General features: G+C 60.4%; 14 protein-coding genes and 2 riboswitches. Of the genes, 12 read left to right on the top strand and 2 right to left on the bottom strand.

What is annotated here, in order from left to right; translation table 11 throughout:
• Positions 1 to 12 precede the first annotated feature (12 nt).
• The 5 genes from B5G03_RS13325 (at position 13) to B5G03_RS13305 (ending at position 4,502) form a co-directional block, all read left to right on the top strand.
• A complete protein-coding gene (locus B5G03_RS13325) occupies positions 13 to 873 on the top strand; it encodes an aldo/keto reductase (protein WP_206423630.1) in 861 nt (286 codons plus the stop codon).
• A 234-nt stretch (positions 874 to 1,107) separates the two neighbouring features.
• Positions 1,108 to 1,470, top strand: coding sequence for a cyclophilin-like fold protein (locus B5G03_RS13320; protein ID WP_087182178.1), 363 nt, complete (start codon positions 1,108 to 1,110; stop codon positions 1,468 to 1,470).
• 178 nt (positions 1,471 to 1,648) lie between these two features.
• Positions 1,649 to 2,494: a dTDP-4-dehydrorhamnose reductase gene (gene rfbD, locus B5G03_RS13315; protein ID WP_087182177.1), complete on the top strand. Its 846-nt coding sequence runs from the start codon at positions 1,649 to 1,651 to the stop codon at positions 2,492 to 2,494.
• A 1-nt stretch (position 2,495) separates the two neighbouring features.
• Positions 2,496 to 3,776 carry a dicarboxylate/amino acid:cation symporter gene (locus B5G03_RS13310; protein ID WP_087182176.1) on the top strand — a complete coding sequence of 427 codons (1,281 nt, stop codon included), beginning with the start codon at positions 2,496 to 2,498 and terminating at the stop codon, positions 3,774 to 3,776.
• Between the two features lie 42 nt (positions 3,777 to 3,818).
• Positions 3,819 to 4,502, top strand: a complete 684-nt coding sequence (locus tag B5G03_RS13305) for an HAD family hydrolase (RefSeq protein ID WP_087182175.1) — start codon at positions 3,819 to 3,821, stop codon at positions 4,500 to 4,502.
• 62 nt (positions 4,503 to 4,564) lie between these two features.
• On the opposite strand, the gene B5G03_RS13300 is transcribed toward B5G03_RS13305, so the two are convergent.
• Entirely contained in the window at positions 4,565 to 5,665 is a 1,101-nt protein-coding gene (locus B5G03_RS13300; protein ID WP_162613412.1) for a mechanosensitive ion channel family protein, read from the bottom strand.
• 171 nt (positions 5,666 to 5,836) lie between these two features.
• Positions 5,837 to 5,961: riboswitch (FMN riboswitch) on the top strand.
• Positions 5,962 to 6,096: 135 nt separating this feature from the next.
• Here B5G03_RS13300 and B5G03_RS13295 point away from each other — a divergent pair.
• Together B5G03_RS13295 and metK are read left to right on the top strand one after the other, a co-directional pair.
• Positions 6,097 to 6,732: an ECF transporter S component gene (locus B5G03_RS13295; protein ID WP_242962452.1), complete on the top strand. Its 636-nt coding sequence runs from the start codon at positions 6,097 to 6,099 to the stop codon at positions 6,730 to 6,732.
• 57 nt (positions 6,733 to 6,789) lie between these two features.
• Positions 6,790 to 6,885, top strand: a riboswitch (SAM riboswitch).
• 115 nt (positions 6,886 to 7,000) lie between these two features.
• Positions 7,001 to 8,146 carry a methionine adenosyltransferase gene (gene metK, locus B5G03_RS13290; protein WP_087182173.1) on the top strand — a complete coding sequence of 382 codons (1,146 nt, stop codon included), beginning with the start codon at positions 7,001 to 7,003 and terminating at the stop codon, positions 8,144 to 8,146.
• 71 nt (positions 8,147 to 8,217) lie between these two features.
• On the opposite strand, the gene B5G03_RS13285 is transcribed toward metK, so the two are convergent.
• Positions 8,218 to 9,117, bottom strand: coding sequence for a LysR family transcriptional regulator (locus B5G03_RS13285; protein WP_087182172.1), 900 nt, complete (start codon positions 9,115 to 9,117; stop codon positions 8,218 to 8,220).
• Between the two features lie 193 nt (positions 9,118 to 9,310).
• On the opposite strand from B5G03_RS13285, the gene B5G03_RS13280 reads away from it, so the two are divergent.
• The 5 genes from B5G03_RS13280 (at position 9,311) to mreB (ending at position 15,934) form a co-directional block, all read left to right on the top strand.
• Positions 9,311 to 10,327 (top strand): YeiH family protein, encoded by a 1,017-nt coding sequence (locus B5G03_RS13280; protein WP_087182171.1) that lies wholly within the window; start codon positions 9,311 to 9,313, stop codon positions 10,325 to 10,327.
• Positions 10,328 to 10,520: 193 nt separating this feature from the next.
• Entirely contained in the window at positions 10,521 to 11,903 is a 1,383-nt protein-coding gene (locus B5G03_RS13275) for an MATE family efflux transporter (RefSeq protein ID WP_087182170.1), read from the top strand.
• 39 nt (positions 11,904 to 11,942) lie between these two features.
• Positions 11,943 to 14,156 (top strand): SF1B family DNA helicase RecD2, encoded by a 2,214-nt coding sequence (gene recD2 / locus B5G03_RS13270; protein WP_087182169.1) that lies wholly within the window; start codon positions 11,943 to 11,945, stop codon positions 14,154 to 14,156.
• On the top strand, positions 14,153 to 14,878 hold the full coding sequence (locus tag B5G03_RS13265) for a ComF family protein (RefSeq protein WP_087182168.1): 726 nt from the start codon (positions 14,153 to 14,155) through the stop codon (positions 14,876 to 14,878). The genes recD2 and B5G03_RS13265 overlap by 4 nt, the downstream gene beginning before the upstream one ends.
• Before the next feature lie 33 nt (positions 14,879 to 14,911).
• Positions 14,912 to 15,934: a rod shape-determining protein gene (mreB, locus tag B5G03_RS13260; protein WP_087182167.1), complete on the top strand. Its 1,023-nt coding sequence runs from the start codon at positions 14,912 to 14,914 to the stop codon at positions 15,932 to 15,934.
• The last annotated feature ends 34 nt before the right edge of the window (positions 15,935 to 15,968 follow it).

Below are 15,968 nucleotides of genomic sequence, written 5' to 3'. Positions count from 1 at the left end.
AAGGAGAACATTATGATTCGATCGGAATATTATACCCTTTCCAACGGCGTACAGATCCCCAAGCTGGGTCTGGGCACCTGGTTTATCGAGGACGCAAACGCAGCCCAGGTGGTGCGGGATGCGGTGGAGCTGGGCTACCGGCACATCGACACCGCCCAGGCCTATGAAAATGAGGCGGGCGTGGGCCTTGGCGTGCGCAGCTGCGGACTGGAACGCCATCAGCTGTTTGTGACCACCAAGCTGGCTGCCGAGATCAAAAGCTACGACGAAGCGGTGAAGGCCATCGACGGTTCGCTGAAGGCCATGCAGCTGGATTACATTGATCTCATGCTCATTCACAGCCCCCAGCCCTGGGCAGACTTCCGCGGTGAGGACCCCTGCTTTGCGGGCAACCGGGAAGCCTGGCGGGCATTGGAAGACGCATACAAGGCCGGCAAGCTGCGGGCCATCGGTGTGTCCAACTTCCTGCAGGCGGATCTGGAAAACCTGCTGGACGGCTGCCGGGTGACGCCCATGGTGAACCAGGTGCTGGCCCATATCGGCAATCTGCCGTTTGAACTGGCAGACTACTGCCGAGAGAAGGGCATTCTGGTGGAGGCCTATTCGCCGGTGGCCCACGGGCAGATTTTGAATCACCCTGAGGTCACGGCCATGGCAGAGAAATACAGCGTCACCACCGCCCAGCTGTGCATCCGATACACGTTGCAGCTGGGGATGCTGCCCCTGCCCAAAACTGCGAACAAGGCGCATCTGGAAGAAAATGCGAAGGTGGACTTCGAGATCGCGCCGGAGGATATGCAGCGCCTGAATCAGCTGCCCCCAATCCGGGATTACGGCGAATACAGCGTGTTCCCGGTATTCAGTGGCCGGTAAACAGCCGGAACAATGGAGGAAACCAAGATGAAACGATCCGGTAAGCGGAGCCCTGTGTTAGCGATGCTCATCACGGCAGCCGCCTGGGCGCTGCTTTGCGGCTGTGCACAGCCCGCCTCTGCCGTGAGCAGGAAGGCGGAACCGGAGACGTCCAGTGTGCAAAGCCAGGCAGAGCCTGCCGAACCCCCGCGCCCGGAACCTGCCGGATCGCAAGCACAAGAGGAGATGACCAGAATGAATCTTCAAATCGAGGAGGAAACGCTCACAGTCACCCTGGCGGACAACAGTTCCGCCCGTGCGCTGGCAGAGCTGCTGAAGGAAGGCCCGCTCACCCTCTCGCTGGAAGACTACGCAGGCATGGAAAAGGTGGGACCGCTGGGGACCTCTCTGCCCCAGAACAACGAGCAGATAGTCACCACCCCGGGGGACATCATCCTGTACCAGGGCAGCTCCTTTGTGATCTACTACGGCACCAACTCCTGGAGCCTCACCCGGCTGGGACGCATCAACGATGCGGAGCAAGACCGGCTGCAGGAGTTTCTGGGAGATGGCGCGGTCACCGTGACGCTTTCGCTGGAAGCTGCGGAATCCGAATGAATCGAAAGCAAAGCAGCCCGCCGCTGAAAACCGGCGGGCTGCTTTGTTTTGTCCCACCTGCGGCAGAGGAATTGACAGGAGGAAAGCCCGGTTGGTATAATAAAAAAATTGTATACGATAATTGTGTACAATAGGCGGGCAGGCGGCCCGCAGACCAAACAGCGAAAGGAGCTTAGCGATGCTGAAAGTATGGATCGCCGGTGCGGAAGGCCAGATCGGCACGGCGATAAACGAGATCCTGGACCCACTGGAAATGGAGACCTTCAACACCGACCGGGCTGAACTGGATATTACCAATACCGACGAGGTACTCAGCTTCGGCGAAATCAACCGGCCGGATGTGATCATTAACTGCGCGGCGGTCACCGACATTGCTCTGTGTGAGCAGAACCCGGAACTGGCCTACCAGGTCAACGCCCTGGGCGCACGCAACCTGAGCCTTGTGGCCCGCAAGGTGGGGGCGAAGATGGTGCAGCTGTCCACCGACGACGTGTTCGACGGTCATGCCGAAAAGCCCTACAGTGAATTTGACGATACTAACCCCCAGACGGTGTACGGCGCGTCCAAGCGGGCGGGGGAGAACTATGTGAAGGAGTTCACCCACAAGCATTTCATCATTCGCAGCAGCTGGGTGTACGGTAAGGGCAATAACTTTGTGAACGGCGTGCTGGTCGCAGCCAAAAAGGGCGAGAGCCTGTGCATTCCCCAGGACCAGTACGGCAGCCCCACCAGCGCCAAGGACCTGGCCCGGCTGATCCTGCATCTGATCCACACCAATGAGTACGGCACCTACCATGCCACCTGCAAGGGCGTGTGCAGCCGTTACGAGTTTGCCCAGGAGATCCTGCGGCAGGCGGGCCTGCAGGGCCAGCTGTGCCCCGGCGCCACCGGCGAGGCGGACCATTACCTGGCCCGTCCGGCCTACGCGGTGCTGGATAATTTTATCCTTCGCATTATCGACCTGTATGCGATGCCTGTATGGCAGGCGTCGCTGGCGGAATATCTGGAAGAAAGGGAGGGCTGAGATGGAGCGCAGCGCGAAGAAAACAAAGAAGATGGGTCTGACCACCCGCATTTTCATTGCACTTTTGGCGGGCGTTGCCTTCGGTGTGGCCCTGTGTTACCTGGTTCCGGACGGTTCCTTCAAGAATGACATCCTGGTGGAAGGCGTGCTTTATGTGGTGGGCCAGGGCTTCATCCGGCTGATGAAGATGCTGGTGGTGCCGCTGGTGTTCTGTTCCATCGTGTGCGGCAGCATGTCCATCGGCGACACCAAGAAGCTGGGCACGGTAGGTGTGCGCAGCCTGATCTTCTACCTGTGCACCACCGCCTGTGCGGTCACGGTGGCCCTGCTGGTGGGTAACCTGCTCAACCCCGGCCTGGGATTGGATTTGAGCGTGCTGCAGAGCACCACCACCCAGGTGGAAAGCATGCAGGCCACCTCCCTTACCGAGACCCTGCTCAACATCATCCCGGACAACCCCATCGGCGCGCTGGCCAAGGGCGAGATGCTGCAGATCATTCTGTTTGCTCTGATCGTGGGCGTCATCCTGGCGAAGCTGGGCGAGCGGGCCGAGACCGTGGGCAGCTTCTTCAGCCAGTTCAACGATGTGATGATGGAAATGACCATGATGGTCATGTCGCTGGCTCCGGTGGGCGTGTTCTGCCTGATCTCCCGCACCTTTGCCACCATCGGCTTCAGCGCCTTCCTGCCGCTGGCAAAATACATGGTGGCGGTGTTCCTGGCGCTGGGCATTCAGTGCTTTGTGGTCTATATGAGCATGATGAAGCTGTTCACCGGGCTCAACCCTGTCAAGTTCATCAAGAACTTCTTCCCGGTCATGGCTTTTGCCTTCTCCACGGCTACCTCCAACGCCACCATTCCTCTGTCCATTGATACGCTGGCCAAGAAGATGGGCGTATCCAAGCGAATCTCCTCCTTCACCATCCCGCTGGGCGCCACCATCAATATGGACGGCACCTCCATCATGCAGGGCGTGGCGGTGGTGTTTGCTGCCCAGGCCTTCGGCATCCATCTGGATATGATGGACTACATCACCGTCATTGGTACCGCCACCCTGGCTTCGGTGGGTACGGCGGGCGTGCCCAGCGTTGGTCTGGTCACCCTGACCATGGTGTTCAACTCGGTGGGCCTGCCGGTGGAGGCCATTGGCCTGATCATGGGCATCGACCGTATTCTGGATATGACCCGCACCGCGGTGAACATCACCGGCGACGCGGTGTGCACCACCATTGTGGCCCATCAGAACAAAGCGCTGGATAAATCCGTGTTCGAGCGCTCGTAAAACAGCATAAGGCGGCAGATGCCGCCGGAAGGGAAATAACGTATGATCCAGGCGATTTTTTGCGACTTTTACGGCACACTGGTGCCGAAATACGGCCCCGCCTCCTACGAGGTGATCCGGCGCGTCTGCGAGAGCGGCAGCGAGAAGAACCCGAAGGCGGTGGTCGCCGCCTGGTGGAAGCGCTACGGTGAAAAGCAGCAGGCAGCCTGGGGCGATACCTTCCGCACCCAGTATGAGCTGGCGCTGGAAAGTTATCAGGAGCTGCTGGAAGAGTATCATTCCAGTGAGGACCCGAAAGCCTTGTGCGACAAGATGGCCGAGCACTGGGCCGCGCCGGGCCTTTGTGAAGGTGCCGCGGAATTTCTGGACAGATGCGGCCTGCCGGTCTGGCTGGTCACCAACAGCGACACCGGCTATGTGGAGCAGGCGGCGCGTCAGTGCGGCATCTCTCCGGCGGGCATTGTCACCAGTGAGATGGCCCGCTGCCCCAAGCCCCATCCGGGTATCTATCAGCTGGCATTGCAGCTGGCAGGTCTTGCGCCGGACCAGGTGGTGCACATCGGCGATTCGCTGCAGGGCGACGCTCTGGGCCCGGCCAAGCTGGGCATCCGCACCATCTGGCTGAATACCGAAGGCCGTCCGGTACCGGAGGGCGTTACCGCTGCCGCAAGTCTTTCCGATGCACTGGAGATCCTGCGCAGCTGGCAGCAGGCGGAAAATCAATAAAAAAGAATGCCGCCGGGCGGATTCCTTTGGAGGGAACCGCCCGGCGGCATTTTGCTTTTGGGTCAGGGCTTAGGCGCGGAGGCCGGAGCTTTTTCGATGTAAACGCTGGTGGAGGGGAAGGCGAAGCTGCAGCCGTTTTTGTAAACCAGGTCCATCAGCTCCAGGTTGATGGATTCCTGAATTTTCAAAAATTCGGCCAGTGCGCCGGTGGCAGCGTAGAACTGGATCAGGATGTCAATGCTGGAAGCACCGAAGCCGGTCATCTGTACCCGAATGGTATCCGGGTGAACATCCTCCCGGGCCGCCAGCATGGCGCGAATGTCAGCAAGCAGGCTTTCCAGCTGGCTGCGGGTGGTGTCGTAGGTTACGCCCAGGGTGAATTTTGCCAGCCGCCGGTTGATCTGGCTGTAGTTGATCATGGCGTTGCTCACCAGGATGCTGTTGGGAATCACCAGCACCGAGTCGTTCAGCTGGCGGATGCGGGTGGAGCGGAACGCAATGTCCTCCACCTCGCCCTCGCCGTCCTTGCACCAGATCCAGTCGCCGATGGCAAAGGGCTTTTCAAAGATGACCACCAGGCCGCCGAAGAAGTTGGTGGCGTAATCCTTGGCCGCCAGCGAAAGGGTCAAACCGACGATGCCCAGGCTGGTGAGCAGGCTGCCCACCGGGAAGCCAAGCTCCTGCAGCAGCATCAGGATGGCGAACACCAGAATGGTGCCCTTGAGGATCTTGTTCAAAAAGTTGGCGACGGTGTGGTCCACGTCCAGGTCCAGCTTGCCGCTCACGTCGTGGAAGAGCACCGGTCCCAGGTCGCTGCTGCCGATGAGGCCCCAGGCCAGCAGGCAGATCATGGTCACCCGCAGCAGTTTGCCTGCCAAATCGATCAAGGCGCCGCCCAGGTCTACGGGCAGGGGGAGCAGAACACAGGCCAGAAAGATACCGGTGGTCCACACCGCCACCGGGGCCGGGCGGGAAAAGCCCTTGGCCAGTACGTAAGGTCCCTTTTTCTCCTTTTTGTTCAGAAGATTCATCAGCCAGGGCATGACCTTGTAGCGCACCAGCCGGCTGATCAGGTAGGAGACAGCGAACACGATCAGACTGATGGCCAGCTGAAAGAGCGCACCGTCGGTGTTCAAAATATATCCTGTGATTTTTTCAATCATAGTAGTGATCCGTCCTGTTGAATTTTTTATCCCGTGCAAATTGTCGAACACGGGTATATCCATAGTATATCACACACCCCGCTTTCAAAAAAGTTATATGCACCTTTTGCAAAACAAAATTCACGAAACGCTTGCATTTTCTGGCAAGGGCGCATATAATAATGTTCAAGAAAGCAGTTTCAGGGCGGGGTGAAATTCCCCACCGGCGGTATAGCCCGCGACCACCCGGTGTTTTCGGGTGCTGATCTGGTGCGATTCCAGAGCCGACGGTATAGTCCGGATGAAAGAAACGGCAGCGTTTAGGTTTGTTGTTCGCCCTTTTGCAGGTGTATTTCATCTGCAAAGGGGCGTTTTGTTTTACCTGCCGGGCAACACACTGGGGCCGACTTTCCGAAAAATGATTGGGCGCAATGCCCGGGAGGAAAATGATTATGACAAACGCAAAAACCACGGAACCCACCACCATGGCCCGCTCCACCCGGCGGGTACGCAACATGACCGTTACCGCTATGCTTTCCGCTGTGGCGGCTGTGCTCATGTTCTTCGATTTCAGCCTGCCCATGTTCATCCCCAGCTTTGTGAAGATGGATATCTCCGAGCTGCCCGCACTGCTGGCGGCCTTCAGCATGGGCCCTGTGTCCGGCGTGGTGGTCTGCCTGGTGAAGAACATCCTGGCAGCCATCTTCCACGGTTCCACTGGCGGCATCGGCGAGGTGTGCAACTTTTTGCTGGGTGCGGCCTTTGTGGGCAGCGCGGGCGTGATCTACAAGTATAAGAAGACCCGTCTGGGCGCGGTCATCGCCGCTCTGGTCGGCTCTGTGGTCATGGCTGTGATCTCGGTGCCGGTAAACTACTTCCTGAGCTACCCGGTCTACAGCGCCATGTTCGGCGGCATCGACCTGATCATTGACGCCTACCGCGCGCTGCGCCCCAGTGTGAATGGCCTGCTGGAATGCCTGCTGATCTTCAACATGCCCTTCACTCTGGTCAAGGGCCTGATCGTTTCGCTGGTCACCTTCCTGATCTACAAGCCCCTCAGCCCTGTGCTGCATGGCCGCAACCGCTAAAAAGTGCTTGACAGACCTTTTCTGGTGTGTTACACTGTGTTTCGCAAATTGAATAGCAACTTATCAAGAGTGACGGAGGGAACAGGCCCTGTGAAGTCCAGCAACCTGCATCATGCAAGGTGCCAAATCCTGCGGGAAACCGAAAGATAAGCGTAATAGCGCTCAAAGGCTTTCGGGCCTTTGGGCGCTTTTTGTTGCAGTTTCCGGCAAGTTGCTTTTCAGCCAAATCCTGCGCTCTGAGCGCATACAAATCAAGGAGGGCAACATCATGCCGAAATGCTTTTTTACTTCTGAATCCGTGACCGAAGGCCATCCCGACAAAATCTGCGACCAGATCAGCGACGCTGTGCTGGACGCCATCCTGGAAAAGGACCCCGATGCCCGCGTGGCCTGTGAGACCACCTGCTCCACCGGTCTGGTTCATGTGATGGGCGAGATCACCACCAGCTGCTATGTGGACATCCAGACCATTGCCCGCAACGTGATCCGGGACATCGGCTACACCCGCGCCAAGTATGGCTTTGATGCCGACACCTGCGCCGTGCTGACCAACATCGACGAGCAGAGCCCGGATATCGCGCTGGGCACCAACGACGAGGTGGGCGGCGCCGGCGACCAGGGTATGATGTTCGGCTACGCCTGCACCGAGACCCCTGAGCTGATGCCCCTGCCCATCAGCCTGGCCCACAAGCTGGCCAAGCGGCTGACCGAGGTGCGCAAGAACGGCCAGATGGCTTACCTGCGTCCGGACGGCAAGAGCCAGGTGACCGTGGAGTACGACGACGGCAAGCCCGTGCGCGTGGATGCTGTGGTCATCTCCAGCCAGCACAGCCCGGACGTGGAGATGGAGCAGCTGCGCCGCGAGGTGATGGAGCAGGTGATCCGTCCGGTGATCCCCGCCGAGCTGCTGGACGAGAATACCAAGTACTACATCAACCCCACCGGCCGCTTTGTGGTGGGCGGTCCTCAGGGTGACTCCGGCCTGACCGGCCGCAAGATCATCGTGGATACTTACGGCGGCTATGCCCGCCACGGCGGCGGTGCCTTCAGCGGCAAGGACCCCAGCAAGGTGGACCGCAGCGCCGCCTACGCCGCCCGCTGGGTTGCCAAAAACATCGTGGCTGCCGGTCTGGCGGAAAAGTGCGAGGTTCAGTTGGCCTACGCCATCGGCGTGGCCGAGCCGGTGAGCATCCTGGTGGATACCTTCGGCACCAGCAAGTACAACAGCGAGGAGCTGGAGGCCGCGGTGCGCAAGGTGTTCGACCTGCGTCCCGCTGCCATCATCAGCGCGCTGGAGCTGCGCAAGCCCGGCTACCGCGCCGTGGCCGCCTACGGTCACATGGGCCGTGAGGACCTGGGCGTGGCCTGGGAGCGCACCGACCGTGTGGATGCCCTGAAAGCCGCTCTGGCCTGATTGAAGCCGTCATAAGAAATAAGAAAATCACCCGTCTGTCGGAAGCTTCCGGCGGACGGGTGATTTCTTTTTCAAAAAAACTTTGCAGCGCAGCTGCTGGCGGCCTGTTCCACCGCCTGTGCCAGCTGGGCGAGCAGCTCGGATTGCGGGCTGTCGGGCAGGCAGACGAAGTGGAAGGGCCGCTCCAGCTGCAGGTCCTCCAGCTCCATCACCTGCAACCTGTTTTGAGCCAGCAGGCTTTGGGCGGCGACCTCGTAGGCAAAAGTGATGCCCTTGCCCGCGGCAACCAGGCCCAGTAGGGTAGGGATGTGCTCGATCTCGCACAGGCTCATGTAGTCGGTCACCGCCAGATTGTGGGCCCGGCATTCCCCCTCAAAGATGTCCCGGGTGCCGCTGCCGCTTTCCCGCAGAATCAACGGTGCCTGTAAGGTGTCACGCAGGCAGCGAAAAGCCCGGTAGGGACTGTTCGGACTGCACAGACCCACAAAACGGCTGACAAAGAAGGGATGGTAATCGTAGCGCCGGTGATCGAAATTGCCTTCGATGAGGGCGAAATCCAGCAGTCCGTTTTCCAGCTGTTCCAGCAAAGCGTGGGTGTTCTGCTCCACCATGTGGAACTGGATCTCGGGGAACCGGTCCACCAGCTGGGGCAGCACCGCTGGCATCAGGCCGTCTGCGATGGAGAGGGTAGCACCGAAGCGCAGAGTAGGCGTGTCGCCCTGGTGCATTTCCCGGGCAATCTGCTCGTCCAGCGTGGCCAGACGGCGGCAGAGCTGGGCTAGTCGATGCCCCTGCGGGGTGAGCGCCAGCCGCCGCCCTTCCTTTACAAACAGCTTGACCCCATAGGCCGCTTCCAGCGCCCGGATGTGCTGGCTTACGGCGGGCTGGGTCAGGTGGAGCAGCTCCGCGCAGCGGGTGGTGCTTTGGCACTGCACCAGCAGTAAAAAGGTATGAAGCTTCGGGTCCAGCATACAATCTCACTTTCTATAAATATGACTTATGAATTAGCGATAAATACTAATTTGATTTTATATGAAATCGGCCGTATAATCAAGTGCGGGCAGAGAAATGTTGCTAGCCAAGGCAGGATTTCCCCGCGCCGGGCGGCGCAGAACAGCAGCCGCCTTCCGGAACATGCAACTACGAAAGGAATGCGGCTTTACTATGAAACAGTTCGTTACCAAACATGCACCCGGCTTTCTGGTCTGCCTGGTACTGGCATTGATCGCCCAGGGCATTGCAAAATTTTTCCCCAGCATCGGCGCGGCGTTGTTCGCCATCGGTCTGGGCATTCTGTGCGGAAACACCTTTTTGAACAAGCCCTGCTTTGATGCAGGCACCAAGTTTTCCGAGCGGAACCTGCTGGAATATTCCATCGTTCTCACCGGCGCGAGCCTGCTGCTCAGCGACATTCTGGCCCTGGGCCTGCGAGGCCTCGGCTTCATCGCCTGCCAGATGGCCCTCACCGTTGCGGTGGCGTATCTGATCGGCCGCAAGATGGGCTTCGGCAAAAAGTTCAGCCTGCTGATGGGCGCGGGCAACGCGGTGTGCGGCTCCTCTGCCATTGCCACCGTGTCGCCGGTGGTCAAGGCCAACAGCAAGGACAAGGGCATTTCCATCACAATCGTGAACGTGACCGGCACCATCCTGATGGTGGTGCTTCCCATCCTCACCGGTGTGGTTTACCAGCATGAGGTGATGCACACCTCCGCCATGATCGGCGGCACCCTGCAGTCCATTGGTCAGGTGATCGCCTCCGCCCAGCTGGTGGGCGGCGAGGTGGTGGAGACCGCCACCATCTTCAAGATCATCCGCATTGTGTTTATCGTGCTGGTGGCGCTGGCCTTCTCCCGCATGAACGTGGAAAAGGACGACACTCCGCTGTTTTCCAAGTCCGAAGCAGGAGAGCACGGCGCGGTAAAAGCAGGCGTGCCCTGGTTCATCATCGGCTTCTTCATCATGGCTATCCTGCACAGCGTGGGCGTGATTCCTCCAGTGGTCAGCCATGCGGCCAAGCTGGTGAGCCAGCAGTTCGAGATCATCGCCCTGGCTGCCATCGGCATGCGGGTAAAATTCCGTGACCTTGCCGCCGAAGGCCCCCGCGCTATGCTGTACGGCGTGGGCGTGGGCGCTTGCCAGATTGTGTTCGCTCTGGTGCTGATTCGGGTGTTCATCGGCTGATTGCCCTTTATATAATTGTATTATAAATCAACTCCGGCCCGGGGCGCTTGGTTCGCCCCGGGCCTTTTTGTGTGCAGGAGCCTTGGTTGAAAAACGACTGCCGCTGTGCTATGATAAAATACTGTGTTTGATGTTTTTTCAGAGCGCCCCGCGCCAGGCAAAGACTCGCGGCGCGGCAGGCGGGGAGGGTACTATGCAGAGCGATCGCACCTATTTGTTCGAACAGGCCCCGGTGCCAAAGGCCGTTCTTTCCATGGCCATGCCCACCATTGCCAGCTCGCTGGTAATGGTGTTGTACAATCTGGCCGATACCTACTTCGTGGGCATGCTCAACGACCCGGTACAGAACGCGGCGGTCACCCTGGGCGCGCCGGTGCTGCTGGCCTTCAATGCCATCAACAATCTGTTCGGCGTGGGTTCCTCCAGTATGATGAGCCGGGCCCTGGGCCGGGGCGACAAAAAGACCGCCCAGCAAAGCGCCTCCTTCGGCTTTTGGTGCGCGCTGCTGTGCGGTGCGCTGATCTCGCTGTTCTTTGTCTTCTTTTCCGCTCCGGCGCTGCAGGTGCTGGGCGCCAGTGCCGATAATGCCAAGGCGACGGCGGACTATCTGTTCTGGACCACCAGCTGCGGTGCAGTGCCCGCCATTCTGAATGTCGTGATGGCCTACATGGTGCGCAGCGAGGGTGCCGCGCTGCACGCCAGCATCGGTACCATGAGCGGCTGTTTTTTGAACATGCTGCTGGACCCCTTCTTCATCCTTCCCTGGGGCCTGAATATGGGCGCGGCGGGCGCGGGCCTTGCCACCTTCCTGTCCAACTGCGTGGCCTGCTGCTACTTCCTGGTGCTGATGGTGGTGCGGCGCAAAAACAGCTGCATCAGCCTGCGGCCCTGCAAGCCGGACCGTCAGGTGGTGCTGGGTGTGTGCGGCGTGGGTATTCCTGCCGCCATCCAGAACCTTTTGAATGTGACCGGCATGACGGTGCTGAACAACTTCACCTCTGCTTACGGGTCCAATGCAGTGGCTGCCATGGGCATCGCCCAGAAGATCAACCAGGTGCCGTTTTACATTGCGCTTGGTCTTTCCCAGGGGCTCATGCCGCTGGTCAGCTACAACTATGCCTCCGGCAACTACCGCCGCATGAAGCGCTGCTTCTTCTTCGCGGCACAGATTGCACTTTCCTTCCTGACGGTGCTCAGCGTGGTGTACTGGTTCAACAGCGATATGCTGATCACTCTGTTTATGGAAAATCCCGAGACGGTGGCCTACGGCTCCCGCTTCTTGCATGGCATGTGCCTGGCGCTGCCCTTCCTGTGTGTGGACTTTCTGGCGGTGGGCGTCTTCCAGGCCTGCGGTCTGGGGCGGCAGGCTCTGCTGTTCGCGGTGCTGCGCAAGATCGTGATAGAGATCCCCGCGCTGGTGATCCTGAATCTGATCTGGCCGCTCTATGGTTTGGCCTATGCCCAGACCGTTGCGGAGGTCATCCTGAGCATCGCGGCGGTGCTGGTGCTGCGGAATATCTTCCAGAATCTGGGCAACCCGCCGGAAAAGGCGGCCCAGGCAACAATCAACGAATAAAAAAGAAACGCGAACGGCGGCCAAAGGGGGGCAGAGGAAATGGAGCAGGAACAGCAGCTGCTGCGGATGGAAGGCACCATCGAGCATCTGATTTATGAAAACAAGGACACCGGCTATGTGGTGTTCGAGGTAAACGCCGGGGGCGAACTGCATGTGGTCACCGGCGTGCTGGGCGAGGTGAACGTGGGCGAAAGCGTTACCCTTTACGGACATTTTGAAAATCATCCCACCCACGGACCCCAGTTCAAAGCCACCTCCTGCGAGGCCTCCATGCCCCAGGACGAAGCCGCCACTCTGGCCTATCTTTCCAGCGGTGCGCTGCCCTACATCGGGCCCGCCACCGCCAAAAAGCTGGTGGAAACCTTCGGAGCGGACAGCCTGGAGGTGATCGCCAATCAGCCGGAAAAGCTCACCATCCTGCGGGGCATCACGTCGGATAAGGCCATGGCCATCAGCAATGAATTCCGCCGCATGTTCGGCGTGCGGGAGGCGGTGGCCTATCTGGGCCGGTTCGGCATCAGCCCGGTGCGGGCGGTGGAGGTCTACCGCCATCTGGGGCCCAGTACGGTGGAGGCCATCCGGCAGAATCCGTATCTCTTGTGCGGCGAGCCGCTGCGGCTCAAATTTGCTCAGGTGGATGCCATCGCCGCCGAGATGGACCTGGCGCAGGACGGCAGCCTGCGTCTGTGGGCAGGCATTCTGTATGTGCTGCGCCACAACGGGGGCAATGGCCATACCTGCCTGCCCCGGCCCCAGCTGCTGACCACCACAGCCAAGTTTTTGAAGATCGGCGAGGACGCCATCGACCGGGAACTGGACGCCGCCATCGCCGAGGGTGAGGTGGCTCGCTACATCTGCGAGGGAAGGGAATATCTTTACCTGCCGGACCTGCTGCGGGCCGAGCAGGACATTGCCGCCCGCCTGTGGGAGCTGACCCGCTATCCGGCCACCCAGCCCCGGGACCTGGATGCGAACATCCGGGCGCTGGAGCGGGCCCAGGGCTTTGCCTATGCGCCGGAGCAGCGCAAGGCCATCGAGACTGCCCTGTGCAGCAACGTGATGGTGCTGACCGGCGGCCCCGGCACCGGCAAGACCACCACCGTGAACGCCATCCTGGCCCTGTTCCAGAATCAGGCGGACCGGGTGGCTTTGTGCGCGCCCACCGGCCGGGCAGCCAAGCGGCTGAGCGAGCTCACCGGCCAGAAGGCCCAGACCATCCACCGTCTGCTGGAGGTGGACTATGACCCCCAAATCCATCTGCTGCGCTTCATCCACAATGAGAAGAACCTGCTCAAGTGCGATGTGGTGGTGCTGGATGAGATGAGTATGGTGGACGCCAAGCTTTTCCAGAGCCTTTTGGCGGCGCTGAAGCACGGCTGCCGTATCATTATGGTGGGGGACGCGGACCAGCTGCCCAGCGTGGGCCCGGGCAACATCCTCAGCGAGGTGATTCGCAGCGGAGTGGTGCCCACCGTCTGCCTGACCCGGATCTTCCGCCAGCAGAATCAGAGCATGATCGTGGAAAACGCCCATCGCATCGTGCACGGGCTGGTGCCCCAGCGGGGCGACCGGAACAGCGATTTCTTCTTTTTGCAGGCCAGCGGTCTGGCCTGTCAGCAGCTGGTGTGCGACCTGGTGGCCACCCGGCTGCCCAAAAGCTACGGCCTGGACCCCATCCGGGATATTCAGGTCCTTTGTCCCACCAAGATCGGCCCGGTGGGTACCGCCGCGCTGAACCAGCGCTTGCAGGCCATGCTCAATCCGCCCGCGCCGGACAAGCCCCAGCTGGAAATGGCGGGCCAGGTGTTCCGCCTGGGCGATAAGGTGATGCAGGTGCGCAACAACTACCTGATCCCCTACGAGCGGGACGGCGGCGAAGCAGGTGTGGGCGCCTTCAATGGCGACCTGGGCGTGATCCTGGGCGTGGACCCGGGCGAGCGGGCGCTGCTGGTGCAGATGGACGACCGCAAGCTGGTGTACACCGCCGAGAACATCCCCGAGCTGGAAATTGCCTACGCAGTCACGGTGCACAAGAGTCAGGGCAGCGAGTTTGCGGCGGTTGTTATTCCGGTGAGTGATCTGCCGGAGAAGCTGTGCTACCGGAACCTGCTGTACACCGGCGTGACCCGCGCCAAGCGGCTGTGCATTCTGGCCGGCCGCCCGGATACTGTAGCCCGCATGACCGAAAATATCCGCCAGAACCTGCGCTACAGCTGTCTGGCGGACCTGCTGCGAAACGGGGCCACACTATGAAAACGGCAAGGCTGCGGCTGTGGGCCGAGCAGGTCCGGGTGCTGCTGTTTCCCCGGCGCTGTCCCTTCTGCGGGCGGGTGTTGGGCTTTCTCACCCGCTGCCCGGACTGTGAGCCGGAGCTGAAAAAGCTGAAGCTAATGATTCCGCGCCTGCCGGACAGTGAACACTGCATGGAGCATCTGAGCGGCGCAGCCGCGGTCTACCGTTACGACGGCTGTGTGCGCGAGGCCATTCTGCGAATGAAAAACGGCGGCCAGGGCTATTGCGCAAAGGAGCTGGGTGTTTGGATGGCAGCCGTGATTTTCGGATGTACTTTCCGGCAGCAGCGTGGTATAATACGATTGGAAGAACAGCAGGTGCTGCGCCGGTTTGATCTGGTGGTTCCGGTGCCTGCGGATGGCCGCGACAGGGGATACAATCTGCCGGAGCTGCTGGCCCGTCAGCTGGCCTGGGCACTGGATGTTCCGCTGGACCCGGGGGCTCTGAAAAAGATTCGTCACACCCCAAAGCAGGAAGGCAAAACCGCCAGCCAGCGGATGGAGAACGTGAAGAACGCCTATCGGGCCACTGACCCGGCGGCCATCGAGGGCAAACGGGTGCTGCTGGTGGACGATGTGATCACCACAGGAGCGACCCTGTCCAACTGCGCCAAGGCGCTGCGCGCCGCCGGTGCACTGGACGTCTTCGCGGTTACCCTGGCAGAAACACAATCCGCGCGGTGATCCCGCGCGTGCAGATAGAGAGGGAATGAAGTTATGGCACAATATGACATTGGCATCGACCTTGGCACTACCACCATCATCATCGCGGTGGAGGGCAAGGGCGTTATTCTGAATCAGCCCAGCGTGGTCGCGGTGGACAACCGCAAGGACCAGGTGCTGGCGGTGGGCGACGAGGCGCTGGCCATGGTTGGCCGTACCCCCAACTACATCTCCGCCATCCGCCCCTTGAAGGACGGCGTGATCTCCAACCACATGCTCACCCGCGAGCTGATCTGCCGTTTTGTGAACAAGGTCTATGACTCTCGGCTGATCAAGCCCCGGGTGGCTGTCTGCGTTCCCGCCGCCATCACCGGCATCGAAAGCGACGCCGTGGTGGAGGCTGTGGTGGCCGCGGGCGCCCGTCAGGTTTTCCTGATCGACGAGCCCATGGCCGCGGCCATCGGTTCCGGCATTGACATCCGCGAGCCTGCCGGTCACATGGTAGTGGACATCGGCGGCGGCACCACCGATATTGCGGTCATCAGCCTGGGCGGCAAGGTGCGCGCCACCAGCGTGGATGTGGCGGGCAACACCTTTGACGATGAGATCATGAAGCTGGTGCGCTCCAAGTTCAATGTGGCCATTGGCCTGCGCACTGCCGAGGAGCTGAAAAAGCAGGTGGCTTGCTGCAAGCCCAGCACCTTTACCTCCAGCATGGAAGTGAAGGGCCGTAGCCTGCTCACCGGCCTGCCCCAGAAGTTCACCGTAAAGACCGAGGACCTGTACGAGGCGGTGATGCCTCTGGTGGAGCAGATCACCGTGGCAGCCCATCAGGTGCTGGAAAAAACGCCCCCCGAGCTGGCGGGCGATATCTTCACCGATGGCATCATGCTCACCGGCGGCGGTTCCATGCTCAAGGGTCTGGACGAGTACATGAGCCAGGAGCTGAAGGTCCAGGTGCGCGTTTCTCCCGACCCGATCAACTGCGTGGCCCTGGGTACCGCCCATTGCCTGGCCATTGGCGAGGATTTGGAGACCGGCTTCCAGGACGCCACCCCCCGCCTGGGCCGGCGCTGATCATTGGAATTCTTGCGGCAGCCTTTCTGTCCCC

Origin of the sequence: Gemmiger sp. An50 (genome assembly GCF_002161595.1) — a bacterium.
Classification (GTDB): domain Bacteria; phylum Bacillota; class Clostridia; order Oscillospirales; family Ruminococcaceae; genus Allofournierella.
The sequence above is the reverse complement of the archived record's forward strand: the minus strand, read 5'-3'. Positions and strand labels throughout refer to the sequence as shown.

What these genes read in the sequence shown, in the direction of transcription:
- B5G03_RS13325 (WP_206423630.1), top strand. Translation starts at nt 13, where the DNA reads ATGATTCGATCGGAATATTATACCCTTTCCAACGGCGTACAGATCCCC.
- B5G03_RS13320 (WP_087182178.1), top strand. Translation starts at nt 1,108, where the DNA reads ATGAATCTTCAAATCGAGGAGGAAACGCTCACAGTCACCCTGGCGGAC.
- rfbD (WP_087182177.1), top strand. Translation starts at nt 1,649, where the DNA reads ATGCTGAAAGTATGGATCGCCGGTGCGGAAGGCCAGATCGGCACGGCG.
- B5G03_RS13310 (WP_087182176.1), top strand. Translation starts at nt 2,496, where the DNA reads ATGGAGCGCAGCGCGAAGAAAACAAAGAAGATGGGTCTGACCACCCGC.
- B5G03_RS13305 (WP_087182175.1), top strand. Translation starts at nt 3,819, where the DNA reads ATGATCCAGGCGATTTTTTGCGACTTTTACGGCACACTGGTGCCGAAA.
- B5G03_RS13300 (WP_162613412.1), bottom strand. Translation starts at nt 5,665, where the DNA reads ATGATTGAAAAAATCACAGGATATATTTTGAACACCGACGGTGCGCTC.
- B5G03_RS13295 (WP_242962452.1), top strand. Translation starts at nt 6,097, where the DNA reads ATGACAAACGCAAAAACCACGGAACCCACCACCATGGCCCGCTCCACC.
- metK (WP_087182173.1), top strand. Translation starts at nt 7,001, where the DNA reads ATGCCGAAATGCTTTTTTACTTCTGAATCCGTGACCGAAGGCCATCCC.
- B5G03_RS13285 (WP_087182172.1), bottom strand. Translation starts at nt 9,117, where the DNA reads ATGCTGGACCCGAAGCTTCATACCTTTTTACTGCTGGTGCAGTGCCAA.
- B5G03_RS13280 (WP_087182171.1), top strand. Translation starts at nt 9,311, where the DNA reads ATGAAACAGTTCGTTACCAAACATGCACCCGGCTTTCTGGTCTGCCTG.
- B5G03_RS13275 (WP_087182170.1), top strand. Translation starts at nt 10,521, where the DNA reads ATGCAGAGCGATCGCACCTATTTGTTCGAACAGGCCCCGGTGCCAAAG.
- recD2 (WP_087182169.1), top strand. Translation starts at nt 11,943, where the DNA reads ATGGAGCAGGAACAGCAGCTGCTGCGGATGGAAGGCACCATCGAGCAT.
- B5G03_RS13265 (WP_087182168.1), top strand. Translation starts at nt 14,153, where the DNA reads ATGAAAACGGCAAGGCTGCGGCTGTGGGCCGAGCAGGTCCGGGTGCTG.
- mreB (WP_087182167.1), top strand. Translation starts at nt 14,912, where the DNA reads ATGGCACAATATGACATTGGCATCGACCTTGGCACTACCACCATCATC.